Below are 11,874 nucleotides of genomic sequence, written 5' to 3'. Positions count from 1 at the left end.
CCCTCTTCTATCTACCATTCTGCCGGTGAACGGCGGGCGAGGAATTCACATGTCTGTAGCTCAACATAAAACGATGTGCATCTATCACGGCAACTGCGCTGACGGATTTGGTGCTGCCTGGGTCGTCCGTAAAGCCCTTGGCCATGACGTAGAGTTCGTGGCCGGCGTGTATGGACAGGAGCCGCCAGACGTTACCGGAAAGGATGTAATCCTGGTGGACTTCAGCTACAAGTACGATGTTCTGGCTGCGCTCGCGAACAAGGCGAACAGTATCATCGTGCTCGACCACCATAAAAGCGCTGCTGAAGACCTGGCCCGCTTTGAGCCATTCCACACCGGCATCGAAGAAGACACCCGGCACGATGACGGGTCCCCGTTGCTTGGCTGGAAAACGGCGCACACCATGGCTCACTCGCAAAACGGCCCAGCCATAGCCTGCTGCTTCGATATGAACCGAAGCGGTGCGATGCTCGCGTGGGACCACTACTTCCCTGACCAAGAGCCGCCTCAGTTGCTGCGGCACATTGAGGACCGTGACCTATGGCTGTTTAAGCTTGAGGGCACTCGCGAGATCCAGGCGAACCTGTTCAGCTATCCCTATGACTTCGACGTTTGGGACAAGCTGATGGCGGATGATGTCGAATCGCTCCGGTCCGATGGCGCAGCAATTGAGCGCAAGCATCACAAAGACATTGCAGAGCTGGTCAGCGTGACTAAGCGGCGCCTAGTGATCGGCGGGTATGACGTACCTGTCGCCAGCCTGCCCTACACCTTGACCAGTGATGCAGGCGCCCTCATGGCGCAAGGCGAACCCTTCGCTGCCTGCTATTGGGATACGCCAACCTGACGAGTGTTCAGTCTGCGCAGCACCGACGAAGGTATGGATGTTTCGGAAGTCGCCAGCCAGTACGGCGGCGGTGGACACCGCAATGCATCCGGATTTCGTGTGCCATTCGGCCACGAATTGACCTTGTAAGCACATCTTACCTAGACAGCCTACCGGCAAACCGGCGGGCGAGGAATAAGCATGTCCGCACTAAACCGATTCCACGAAACCGCAAGCGCTGCACTGGAGAGTATCAGTGCCAGCTTGCCGCCCGGTGCCAAACTCTGCCTGGCCATTTACACCCCCGAAAAGCCGGAGCTCGACATTGTCCTCAAGGATAAGGACCTGGACCTCAATGAGGTGCTTTCCACGCTGCGTCGACGCGGCCTGAGCATCGACGGCGACAACGCCTACAAACGCGACCTGTGCGATTCGATCGTCGGGGCCATGGTGTTCGGCGCTCAAAACCGGAACCAGCCACCGCCCGATTATTGGCTTCAACGCTTCTGGAATATCGCCAAGGGCGAAGCCGCTGCACGCGAAGACCTGATTGCCGCTCTGAAACTCACCCGCGAAAACCTTCGGGCCTGCCAAGGAACCATCCACCTCGCTGGTGGGTTCGACCCAGCCTATGTGAACGAAGCCCTGGCGGCGATGAAGATCGCAGATACCGCGCTCGCCAAGTTCGCCCTATAACCACCTTATGCCGCCACGCGCGGCACGGAGTAGCTCTTGAGCATCCAGTTTCTATCTCACGATGAGGTTTGCGAGTTAACCGGCGCGCGGACCAAGGCAGGTCAGATCCTAAATCTGAAGAAGAATGGCGTCAGACACACCATTAAGGTGAATGGTTGGCCAAGCGTGACGACCATGGCCGTGACCGCAGTCGGTATCTTTGAAGTAGAAAAAACCGTATGGACACCACGCAAGGCTGGATGATATGGGACGACGACCAAGTAAACCGGGCTCAATAGCCCGGTTGCGAGAGCGCAAGAAAGCCAGCGGCCGGGTTTTCTACTACTACGATACCGGCGGCAAGGACCGCAAAGAGATCCCGCTAGGCAGCGACTACGGCCTGGCGATCATGGAGTACGCGAAACTAGAACGCGATCGTACCGCCACCGACCTAGTGGCCAAGGTCATCACCTTCCGTTACGTGGCCGAGAAGTACCTTGTCGACGTCGTACCCACGAAGAAACCAGCCACGCAGAAGGACAACGTCAGGGAATTGAAAAACCTGATGGCATTTTTTGACGACCCACCGGCGCCGCTGGAGACAATACAGCCGCTGCACGTCCGTCAGTACCTCACCTGGCGCAAGGCTGCACCCGTTCGGGCCAACCGCGAGAAGGCACTGCTCAGTGCAATCTGGAACTTCGCTCGGGATGTAGGCTACACGGCGCTTGCCAATCCATGCGCCGGCATCAAGGGAAACAAGGAAACGGGACGAGATATTTACATCGAGGACGCACTGTTCAGGCGCGTGTACGAAAAGGCCGATGCTGGTCTCCGGGACGCTATGGACCTTGCCTACTTGACTGGACAGCGTGTGACTGACACTCGATTGCTGGATGAGCGGGACGTCCGAGAAGGACAAATATGGGTGCTGCAGGGCAAGACAAACGCCAAGCGGCGGATTGAAATCACGGGAGAGTTGAAGGTTTTGATTGATCGAATCATGTCCCAAAAGTCAGAACACAAGGTCCGCTCGACGCGGCTGATCGTCACTGAGGATGGCACACCAATGTCGGTGGCAATGTTGCGGGGGAGATTTGACTTGGCCAGGGAAGCAGCCGGGGTTGCTAAGTCCGAGTTTCAAATGCGTGACTTACGAGCTAAAGCTGGTACGGACAAGGCCGAATCAAGCGGCGACATTTTGCAGGCCAGAGATCAACTTGGGCATACGACCGTCGTAATGACCGAGCAGTACATCCGCAACCGGAAGGGGAAAAAAGTCTCGCCAACTAAGTGATTGCGGACCAACTCTAGAATTGCGGACCAGAAATGAACAAGGGTTTGCATCAGCTTTCGCCCGCAAACCCTTGATTTTAAATGGTGCCCGAAGCCGGAATCGAACCGGCACGCCCTTACGAGCGGGGGATTTTAAGTCCCATGCGTCTACCAGTTTCGCCATTCGGGCGGTAGCGCGGTGAAGCGGTCTGAACAGTGCCAATAACAAGCTGGCAGCTCTGACGCTTGTGCAGCAGAGGTGGAAATATATACATCCCGCCCCGGTGAAGCAAGTTCGCAGATGCCCATTTCAAGACTAAATCTTGCCGGACACTGCAAATAAAAAAGCTCAGTAAATCATAGATCTACGGAGCTTGTTTAAAGTGGAGGCCGAGGTCGGAATCGAACCGGCGTAGGTGGATTTGCGATCCACGCTACAAAGCTAAGTAGATCAACAGCTTAGCATAACAAATGTTCCGCAAGCTACTGATTTTCAACGACCTGCAGACCGCGTAATTCATAGCCCTCGATTCAGGTTGCTGAACTGTATTCACCCACCCAGCGGGTGGAAAATCCTTGTGTTGAGCACGATCTCAACACCCAAGCTCAGCTGCATTAGCGACCAGATCTTTTGCGATGAGCAGCCAGGCGGAGGGGATTGAGGTCGCTGTTCTGAGTCAACGGGAACATTGAGTTTCCTGCCTGCATGGTTGGCATACTCGCTGCTTATCAATCGCTGCGAAGTCTTGCTTGCAATCAGAGAAAAAAAGGACGACGAAGACAAGCAATGACGCCAAACAGCACCAATAGTATGATAACTTTTATTCTGTCCACCATTTTTTAAAGGGTTCAATCATGGGAACTGTGCGAAAAACCATCACTGTGACCGACCAGCAAGACGGCTGGATCAAGGCACAGATTGAAGCTGGCCATTACACCAACGACAGTGAGTACATTCGCGATCTGATCCGTCGTGAACAAGAGCGCAGCGCTGAGCTTGAGACTGTCCGTGCTGCGCTTCGGGAAGGTGAGACCAGCGGGAAACCTCGACCATTCGATCCTTCTGCATTCAAGCAACGAATGTTGACCGCGCATGGCTGAGTACCGTCTTACACCCGCCGCCGAGGGTGACCTCGAGGCTATCTGGAGTTATACCGCCCGACAGTGGAGTGTTGATCAGGCCAACCGCTACATCGACATTTTGACCGCGGGGTTTGCGGAACTGGCCCAGCACCCCAAAACTGCCCCGGCTTGCGACGCTATACGACCTGGTTATCGCCGCTGCAGTGTTGAGCGGCACATGATTTACTTTCGAGTGACGGCTTACGGAATTGCAATCATCCGGGTTTTGCACGATCGAATGGATGCACAGCGGAGTTTTTGATGTTCACTACCCAGGAGCCGCACCTATCAGCTCCTGCACATACCCCTGACAATACGAAGCGACCGACCTTGACGTCTTCCCGTTGCCGCATCTGCTTCAAAAGCAGCTACTTCTTAGGCAATTTTCACCCCTTTTAACTCATGAGGGGATAGTGGATAGATGCGGAACTCCACGAAAATTGCGGAACACTTCACTATCCTGCAGACATAAAAAAACCCCGTAGATCGTTGATCTACGGGGCTTTCAATAGTGGAGGCCGAGGTCGGAATCGAACCGGCGTAGGTGGATTTGCAATCCACTGCATAACCATTTTGCTACTCGGCCTCAAACATCTGATGTCATGTGGCACAACACCAAACGCGTACAAACTTGGAGCAAGATCTCGATCTAACTCCTTGAAAACATTGAGCTTTTTGAGCGGTCAGTGCTTTCGATGGCGTGAATTATGTACTGATTTCCCGAGGCTGGCAACCCCTTGATTTCAAAAAAAATTCTGGCGAGCGGATTGGGTGTTTTTCAGACGCCCGTTCAGCCCTGCGGTTTGGGATCTTCCGCTATTTGCACTACGGCAATCAACGGGTCTATGCCCCAGTCGCCGTGCAGATACCAGTCGTCTCCGATCATTTCGGCTGGATGCATCGTGCGGTCGGAGCCATTGCCGCAAGCCAGTGAACTGGCTGGGCAATACCGGTCGCAGCCCCAGCAAATGCGCTGGGGGTGCTTGGGGCTGATGGGAAAAGGCTTGGCCATGTCGATCCCTCGGTTTACATCCAGGGTGTTCCGCCAACGTACATCGTTCGCGCAACGGTGACCTTGATAAGGATCAAGAGCCGACATTGAGCGCGCGCACCCGATGGCAGTCTTGAGGCTAGACTTTCGGTAGCCACATAAAATGACCTGGAGATGCCTTCATGCCGGATAAAAACCCTTCCCCTAAAGAACAACCCCCAATCCAATTGTCGACCTGGGAAGATAAAGGCGCAGAGCAATCACTCGATGCCGAGGCCTTTACCACTCCACCGGAATTGACCAATGCCGAATTGGTTCACCTGCGTGTCCGGGTGATTGCCCTGGAAAACCTGGTCATTGCCCTGCTGACACACAGTTCGGATCGGCAACTGGCTATCGCCCGGGAAATGGCCGCCTACATTTCACCCCGCCCCGGCTTCACCCAGCATCCGCTGACGATTCACGCGGCTGCACAGATGAATGACAGCGTCGATCGTGCCGAGCGATTTCGCAAACGTAACGCGCCATAAGCCAAATCGCTGCAAACTTGATAATAATCATTATTGTTCGCAAGAAACCTTCCTAGACTCGGGTTCCTGATCGCCATTGCCCGGGAAAACATCATGCGCAGCACTTTTTCACTGTCACTCGCCTTACTCTTGCTTGCACCACTGGCTCAGGCCAAGGAATACCCGATCGGGGAACCACAGCTGTGTCCGGGGCTGGAAGTGGGTGCGGTGTATTTGCAACCGATCGAGATGGCGCCCGCTGGCATGATGCGCGCCACTGCGGATTCCGATGTGCATCTGGAAGCCGATATCCGGGCCACTGCCGACAATCGCCAGGGCTTTCAGGAAGGCAGTTTCGTGCCCTACCTCAACGTCTCTTTCAACCTGAAAAAACAAGGCGGCGCGCCGGAACTCAAAGGCGATTTCCACGCCATGGTCGCCAATGACGGCCCGCACTATGGCGACAATGTAAAGCTGCAGGGCCCCGGCAAATATCAGCTGACCTTTACCGTCCTGCCACCTGGTGGCCATGGGTCGCTCGGCCGTCACACGGATAAGGAAACCGGAGTTGCCCCCTGGTTCGAGCGCTGCGAACTGCACTACGAGTTCATCTATGCCGGTATCGGCAAGAAAGGCGGCTATTGAATGAAGCGCCGGCGAATCAGCTGGCTGCTGCTTGCCGTGGCCATGGTGCCATTGGGCGTCCAGGCTGAACTGCCCAGCTATGAACTGAGCCTGCGCGACGGCCACTTCACCCCCGCCCTGCTGGAGGTGCCGGCCGGACAGCGCTTCAAGATCCTCCTGAAGAACATCGGCCAGGGCCCCGCGGAGTTTGAGAGTACGCCGTTACGGGTTGAAAAAGTCCTGTCGCCGGGGGTAACGACCTTTGTCGTCATTCATCCCCTCAGACCTGGACATTACCCCTTCTTCGACGAGTTCAACCCGCAGTTGCCCGAGGGCGGCATCCTCGCAAAGTAACCTGTCAGCACTCGGAGTTGTCATGAATCAATCAATGTTCATCGTCTGGCGCGAAAGCGTCGAGGCGTTGCTGGTGATCGGCATTCTCCAGGCCTGGGCCAGTCAGCAGGGCCAGGGCAATCGGCTGGGCAAATACCTGTGGGCCGGGGTGGTGCTGGGGTTGCTGCTCTCGGGCCTGCTGGCGCTCCTGATTCTATTGGCCGGCGAGGCCATGAGCGGTCCCGCCAATGAATGGTTTCAGGCTTCATTGGCGCTGGTGGCCAGCTTTCTGATTGTGCAGATGGTGGGCTGGATGCATCGTCATGGGCGCAGTCTCAGGCACGACTTGCAACGGCATGCCGATCGCCATCTGGCCCGGGGAGGCGGTTGGGGGCTGTTGCTGCTGGCAATGCTTGCAGTCAGTCGCGAAGGCAGCGAGACCGTGGTATTTCTCTATGGCGCCGGTGCCCGGTTGCAAGGTTTGCAACTGGGTTGGTTTGCCGTTGGCGGCGTCTCGGGCCTGGTGCTGTCGGCACTGACCATTGCCCTGCTGCACGGCAGTCGCCGGTTCATTTCATGGCAACGCTTCTTTGCCATCAGCGAAGTCATCCTGCTGATGCTCGGTGCGGCATTGCTGGTCAGCGGCACCGAGCGCATCGGCGGCCAACTGCAAGCCCTGGACCTGCCGGAGTGGATGTACCGCAGCATTGGCGAGGCTCTTTGGGACAGCAGCGCATGGCTCGGCGACAGCCGTGGCATCGGTGGTTTTCTCGCCGGTTTTACCGGTTATAGAGCGACACCCAGTGGCATGACCTTGCTGGTCTGGACAGGTTATTGGCTGGCGATCGGCGGCTGGCTACGCCTACGGCCTGCGGGAAAAGTCCCATGCCTGAACTGAACAGCCTTAATCGATGGCTGCAGCGCCTGGGTGACGGGATGCGGCGCCATGCGTCGGCCATTCGTGCCGTGCAGTGGGTCGTCGTAGTGTTTTACGCCATGCTGTTGGTGATCCCGACGCTGCTGCCGCTGCCGGACAGCCAGGCACGACTGCTCGACAACCTGACCTTGTTCGCGCAGTTTTTGTTCTGGGGCATCTGGTGGCCGTTCGTACTGCTGTCGATGGTGCTGTTCGGCCGACTCTGGTGTGGCGTTCTGTGCCCGGAAGGTTCACTCAGCGAATGGGCCAGCCGATACGGCACAGGTTTGGGCGTGCCACGCTGGTTGCGCTGGGGCGGCTGGCCAACCCTGGGCTTCTGCCTGACGACTGTCTACGGCCAGTTGATCAGCGTCTATGACTATGCCCAGGCGGCGTTGCTGATTCTTGGCGGTTCGACCGTCGCGGCCATCGTCGTCGGGTTGTTGTTCGTCCGGGGCAAGCGGGTCTGGTGTCGCTACCTGTGCCCGGTCAGCGGCGTCTTCGCCCTGCTCGCCCGGCTGGCACCCGTGCACTTTCAGGTCGATGAGCAACGCTGGCTGGCAAATGCCGCGCCGCGCCTTCCGCCACCCAACTGCGCACCGTTGCTCGATATCCGCCGACTGCGAGGCGCCAGCGACTGTCATGCCTGTGGACGCTGCAGCGGGCAACGGGGCGCCGTTCAGTTGATTGCCCGCTCCAGCAACCGGGAGATTCTTCAGGCGACGGCGCAGACCCTGTCTCCCTGGGACGTCCGCTTGCTACTGTTCGGTGTGATCGGCCTGGCGATGGGAGCGTTTCAGTGGACGGTCAGCCCATGGTTTATTGCCCTCAAACAGACGCTGGCCCAGTGGCTGGTCGAACATGACCAGCTCTGGGCCCTGCAGGACAACGCACCCTGGTGGATCCTCACCCACTACCCTCAGCTCAATGACAGCTTCAGTTGGCTCGATGGGTTCAGCATCCTCGCTTACCTGGGTTCAAGCGCAATGCTGCTCGGCATGGCGTTGCTGATCCTGCTGCGGCTGACGGCCCGACTCGCGGGTGAACGCGCATTGTATCGGCCCCTGGCGCTGACACTGACACCCCTGGGTGGTGCCGGACTGTTTCTGGGGTTATCGGCGACCACGGTCAAATTGCTCCGCTATGAGGGTCTGCCAATGGAATGGGTACAACCGGCCAGGGCCTGCCTGTTAGTGGCCGCGATGGGTTGGGGCCTGCTGCTGGGTTGGCAACGGCTGGGCCGCGAAGATCCGCCCCTGGTGCGTCGCGGCTCAGCCATCGCTTGTCTGCTACTGGCTGAAGGCATGGTGGGATTTGGCTGGTGGTTGCAATTCTGGGGCTGGGTTTGAGATCTGCGCAGTCTCCGTCACCCCCGTAACACGAAGGCCGGGAACAACTCGCGCATGGCCTCCCACAACTCCGGCAACAAGGCTTGCGCCGAAACGCTCGACAACAGCGGATCGAACATCCGCTCGGTACGCACCAGTTGCACGGCGAAGCGCTTGACCCCGAGCTGGCTCAAACGCTGCGCCAAGACCAATAGACGCGCCGGCTCGAACAAATGCCAATGCACGGTGGTGCGACATTCATAGTCGACACCACTGGCCAGCAGATGCTCGAGGCTGCGCCAGTTGGCGGTGCCGCTGCCCTCGACCCGGGTGATGGCCTGGCAGTCCTCGGGCAACGCCTTGACATCGAAACCGACCCAATCGGCCCCGGCCAGGACCTTGGCAAAGGCTGCGGGCTTGATCCCGGCGCTGTGCAAACCGATGCGAAAGCCCAGCGCCCGCACTTCATCCATGGCGTCGGGCAAGGCATCCTGCAGGGTCGGTTCTCCGCCGCTGAACACCACCGCATCGAGGAGGTCCTGGCGCCGTTGCAGAAACGCCATCACCCGCCGCCAATCCACCTCCTCGGTGCCACGGGGCGGGATCAACTGCGGGTTATGGCAGTAGCGACAGCGCCAGGCGCAACCCTGGCAGAACAGCACGCAGGCGAGCTGTCCCGGGTAGTCGATAGTGGTCAGGGGCACCATGCCCCCGACCCGTAGCATTCGACTCATTGGCGCCCGGCCAGTGCCGCGCTTTCAGTGAAGTGCACCCGCTCACGGTGCTCGGACTGTTTGCCTGGATTGAACGCCGACACGGGACGGTGGTAGCCCATCACCCGGGTCCAGACTTCGCAGCGTTGACGTTGAGCCTGGGGCAGTGTTTGCGATGCAGTCATGGTGAAGCTCCTTGCGGTTGAGTGGATTGAAATCAATGAGCGGTGCCGATACCCATCTTCCTGTAGGAGCCGGCTTGCTGGCGAAGCGGACTGCGCGGTGTGTCAGGTATGCCGCCTTCGCTGGCAAGCCAGCTCCTACAGGGGGATGTGATCGGCATCAGTGAAGGGTGCCGGTCTGCTGTTCTTTGAGCAGCAGGACCTCGTCGCATTTGGGGCAGAACTCGTGTTCGCCATCGAGGTAGCCGTGCACCGGGCAGATGGAGAATGTCGGGGTCACGGTCAGGTACGGCAGGCGGAAGCGGCCAAGGGCCTTGCGCACCAGCTGTTTGCAGGCTTCGGTAGAGGAAATCCGCTCGGCCATGTACAGGTGCAGGACCGTGCCGCCGGTGTATTTACATTGCAATTCGTCCTGCAGCTCCAGGGCTTCGAAGGGGTCGGCGGTGTAGCCCACCGGCAATTGCGACGAGTTGGTGTAGTACGGCGCCTGAATGCTGCCGGCCTGGAGGATGTCGGGGTAACGCTTGATGTCCTCCTTGGCGAAGCGATAGGTGGTGCCTTCCGCCGGGGTCGCTTCGAGGTTGTACATATGCCCGGTTTCCTCCTGGAAGCGCAGCAAGGTGGCGCGCACATGGTCCAGCATGTTCAGGGCGAACTGGCGGCCGTATTCGGTGTGCATACCCTCCTCGTCGCCGGTGAAATTGCGCAGCATTTCATGCATGCCGTTGAGACCGATGGTGGAGAAATGGTTGCGCAGGGTCCCGAGGTAACGCTTGGTGTAGGGGTACAAACCGGCATCCATGTGGTGCTGGATCACCTTGCGCTTGACCTCCAGGCTCTCCATCGCCAGCTCCATCAGCGTGTCCAGGCGCTGCAGCAAACCACTGACATCGCCCTTGAATACATGCCCCAGGCGCGCACAGTTGATCGTCACCACACCGAGCGATCCGGTCTGTTCCGCCGAGCCGAACAGGCCGCCGCCCCGCTTGAGCAACTCACGGACATCCAGCTGCAAGCGGCAGCACATCGAGCGCACCTGATTGGGCTGCAGGTCCGAATTGAGAAAGTTCTGGAAATACGGCAGGCCGTACCGCGCGGTCATTTCGAACAGGCGGGCGGCGTTTTCACTGTCCCAGGGAAAATCGTGGGTGATGTTGTAGGTCGGGATCGGAAAGGTGAACACCCGCCCTTTCGCATCGCCGGCCTGCATCACCTCGATGTAGGCGCGGTTGAGCAGGTCCATTTCCACCTGCAGGTCCCCATAGGCAAACGGCATTTCCTCACCGCCGATGACGGGGATCTGCTCACGCAAATCCTGCGGGCAGACCCAGTCGAAGGTCAGGTTGGTAAACGGCGTCTGGGTGCCCCAGCGCGAAGGCACGTTGAGGTTGTAGATGAACTCCTGGATCGCCTGGCGCACCTCCTGGAAACTCAGCCGGTCCTTGCGCACGTAGGGTGCCAGATAGGTGTCGAACGAGCTGAACGCCTGGGCGCCGGCCCATTCGTTTTGCAGGGTGCCGAGAAAGTTCACCATCTGCCCCAGGGCACTGCTCAAGTGCTTGGGCGGACCGGCTTCGACCCGCCCGGGAACACCGTTGAGGCCCTCGTGCAGCAGGACGCGCAGCGACCAGCCGGCGCAGTAGCCGGCGAGCATGTCGAGATCGTGCACATGCAGGTCCGCCTCGCGGTGGGCCTGGCCGATGGCCTCGCTGTACACCTCGTCCAGCCAATAGTTGGCGGTGACCTTGCCCGATACGTTCAGTACCAGCCCGCCCAGGGAATAGCCTTGATTGGCGTTGGCCTGGACTCGCCAGTCATCGCGGTCCAGGTATTCGTTCATCGAGGTCGCCACTTCGACCAGGGTCCGGCGGTCGCGGCGCAGGCGTCCGTGTTGTTCGCGGTAAACGATGTAGGCGCGCATGGCAAAGAAAAACCCGGCATCCATCAAGACGCGCTCGACACGGTCCTGGACCTGCTCGACGTGCAGTCTTGGCAATCCTTCCAGACGGGCCAGTACGGCCTCGAGCAAGCCGTCGACTTCATCTGCGGTGTATTCCCCGGTCGCCTTGCCGGCGGCGATCAACGCCTGGCGGATTTTGTCCGCATCGAAGGCGACCAGGCTGCCATCGCGTTTGTGCAAGCGGTTGAATCCTGTTGCGATCAGCGTGCTCTGCATTCGGGGCTCCAGACACTACATATAGATGTTTAAGTTTGAATAAACACAACATGCAGTGAAGGGTACGGACTAAGGGCTGATCTGCAATTGATCGATATCAAGATTTGGCGGTGAAAAAAGCGCGCGAAGTCGAAGTGAAAATACTCAAGCCAGCAAGGAACCAAATGTGGGAGCGAGCCTGCTCGCGAAAGCGGTAGGACATTC

16 protein-coding genes and 2 tRNA genes are annotated in these 11,874 nt (G+C 58.5%); 12 read left to right on the top strand and 6 right to left on the bottom strand.

What is annotated here, in order from left to right; translation table 11 throughout:
* Positions 1–49 precede the first annotated feature (49 nt).
* The 5 genes from F8N96_RS03645 to xerC are packed head-to-tail and all read left to right on the top strand — an operon-like array spanning position 50 to position 2,798.
* Positions 50–847 (top strand): phosphohydrolase, encoded by a 798-nt coding sequence (locus F8N96_RS03645; RefSeq protein ID WP_224794072.1) that lies wholly within the window; start codon positions 50–52, stop codon positions 845–847.
* A gap of 3 nt (positions 848–850) precedes the next feature.
* Entirely contained in the window at positions 851–976 is a 126-nt protein-coding gene (locus F8N96_RS35265) for a DHHA1 domain-containing protein (protein ID WP_224794071.1), read from the top strand.
* Positions 977–1,027: 51 nt separating this feature from the next.
* Complete coding sequence (locus F8N96_RS03640) at positions 1,028–1,522, top strand: hypothetical protein (protein WP_150796605.1); 495 nt, start codon at positions 1,028–1,030, stop codon at positions 1,520–1,522.
* A 36-nt stretch (positions 1,523–1,558) separates the two neighbouring features.
* Entirely contained in the window at positions 1,559–1,765 is a 207-nt protein-coding gene (locus tag F8N96_RS03635; RefSeq protein ID WP_150796604.1) for a DUF4224 domain-containing protein, read from the top strand.
* 1 nt (position 1,766) lies between these two features.
* Complete coding sequence (gene xerC / locus F8N96_RS03630; protein WP_150796603.1) at positions 1,767–2,798, top strand: tyrosine recombinase XerC; 1,032 nt, start codon at positions 1,767–1,769, stop codon at positions 2,796–2,798.
* An 81-nt stretch (positions 2,799–2,879) separates the two neighbouring features.
* On the opposite strand, the gene F8N96_RS03625 is transcribed toward xerC, so the two are convergent.
* Positions 2,880–2,966 (bottom strand) — tRNA-Leu (locus F8N96_RS03625).
* 665 nt (positions 2,967–3,631) lie between these two features.
* On the opposite strand from F8N96_RS03625, the gene F8N96_RS03620 reads away from it, so the two are divergent.
* Together F8N96_RS03620 and F8N96_RS03615 are read left to right on the top strand one after the other, a co-directional pair.
* Positions 3,632–3,877 carry a type II toxin-antitoxin system ParD family antitoxin gene (locus F8N96_RS03620; protein WP_150796602.1) on the top strand — a complete coding sequence of 82 codons (246 nt, stop codon included), beginning with the start codon at positions 3,632–3,634 and terminating at the stop codon, positions 3,875–3,877.
* Positions 3,870–4,160 carry a type II toxin-antitoxin system RelE/ParE family toxin gene (locus tag F8N96_RS03615; protein WP_150796601.1) on the top strand — a complete coding sequence of 97 codons (291 nt, stop codon included), beginning with the start codon at positions 3,870–3,872 and terminating at the stop codon, positions 4,158–4,160. Before F8N96_RS03620 ends, F8N96_RS03615 begins: the two co-directional genes overlap by 8 nt.
* A gap of 250 nt (positions 4,161–4,410) precedes the next feature.
* Here F8N96_RS03615 and F8N96_RS03610 read toward each other — a convergent pair.
* Positions 4,411–4,484: transfer RNA gene (locus F8N96_RS03610), tRNA-Cys, on the bottom strand.
* A gap of 204 nt (positions 4,485–4,688) precedes the next feature.
* Positions 4,689–4,910, bottom strand: a complete 222-nt coding sequence (locus tag F8N96_RS03605; protein ID WP_150796600.1) for a DUF3079 domain-containing protein — start codon at positions 4,908–4,910, stop codon at positions 4,689–4,691.
* 161 nt (positions 4,911–5,071) lie between these two features.
* Between F8N96_RS03605 and F8N96_RS03600 the strand changes: the two genes are divergently transcribed.
* The 5 genes from F8N96_RS03600 to F8N96_RS03580 all read left to right on the top strand — a co-directional run bounded on the left by F8N96_RS03600 (position 5,072) and on the right by F8N96_RS03580 (position 8,620).
* The gene (locus tag F8N96_RS03600; RefSeq protein ID WP_150796599.1) at positions 5,072–5,419 is read left to right on the top strand and encodes a hypothetical protein; all 348 of its coding nucleotides are present in this window, start codon (positions 5,072–5,074) and stop codon (positions 5,417–5,419) included.
* A 93-nt stretch (positions 5,420–5,512) separates the two neighbouring features.
* Complete coding sequence (locus F8N96_RS03595; RefSeq protein WP_150796598.1) at positions 5,513–6,043, top strand: iron transporter; 531 nt, start codon at positions 5,513–5,515, stop codon at positions 6,041–6,043.
* The gene (locus F8N96_RS03590; protein WP_150796597.1) at positions 6,044–6,376 is read left to right on the top strand and encodes a cupredoxin domain-containing protein; all 333 of its coding nucleotides are present in this window, start codon (positions 6,044–6,046) and stop codon (positions 6,374–6,376) included.
* Between the two features lie 22 nt (positions 6,377–6,398).
* On the top strand, positions 6,399–7,253 hold the full coding sequence (locus F8N96_RS03585; RefSeq protein WP_150796596.1) for an FTR1 family iron permease: 855 nt from the start codon (positions 6,399–6,401) through the stop codon (positions 7,251–7,253).
* The gene (locus F8N96_RS03580; protein ID WP_150796595.1) at positions 7,241–8,620 is read left to right on the top strand and encodes a 4Fe-4S binding protein; all 1,380 of its coding nucleotides are present in this window, start codon (positions 7,241–7,243) and stop codon (positions 8,618–8,620) included. The genes F8N96_RS03585 and F8N96_RS03580 overlap by 13 nt, the downstream gene beginning before the upstream one ends.
* A 17-nt stretch (positions 8,621–8,637) precedes the next feature.
* Here the strand turns inward: F8N96_RS03580 and F8N96_RS03575 are convergent, their stop codons facing one another.
* From F8N96_RS03575 to F8N96_RS03565, 3 genes are all read right to left on the bottom strand, one after another.
* Positions 8,638–9,333: an anaerobic ribonucleoside-triphosphate reductase activating protein gene (locus tag F8N96_RS03575; protein ID WP_191635326.1), complete on the bottom strand. Its 696-nt coding sequence runs from the start codon at positions 9,331–9,333 to the stop codon at positions 8,638–8,640.
* Positions 9,330–9,497: an anaerobic ribonucleoside-triphosphate reductase gene (nrdD, locus tag F8N96_RS03570; protein ID WP_017338867.1), complete on the bottom strand. Its 168-nt coding sequence runs from the start codon at positions 9,495–9,497 to the stop codon at positions 9,330–9,332. The genes F8N96_RS03575 and nrdD overlap by 4 nt, the downstream gene beginning before the upstream one ends.
* A 157-nt stretch (positions 9,498–9,654) precedes the next feature.
* Complete coding sequence (locus tag F8N96_RS03565; protein ID WP_150796594.1) at positions 9,655–11,670, bottom strand: ribonucleoside triphosphate reductase; 2,016 nt, start codon at positions 11,668–11,670, stop codon at positions 9,655–9,657.
* Positions 11,671–11,874 lie beyond the last annotated feature (204 nt).

The organism is Pseudomonas fluorescens (assembly GCF_902497855.1).
GTDB classification, from domain to species: domain Bacteria; phylum Pseudomonadota; class Gammaproteobacteria; order Pseudomonadales; family Pseudomonadaceae; genus Aquipseudomonas; species Aquipseudomonas fluorescens_BI.
This window is presented reverse-complemented; position numbering and strand designations above follow the sequence as displayed.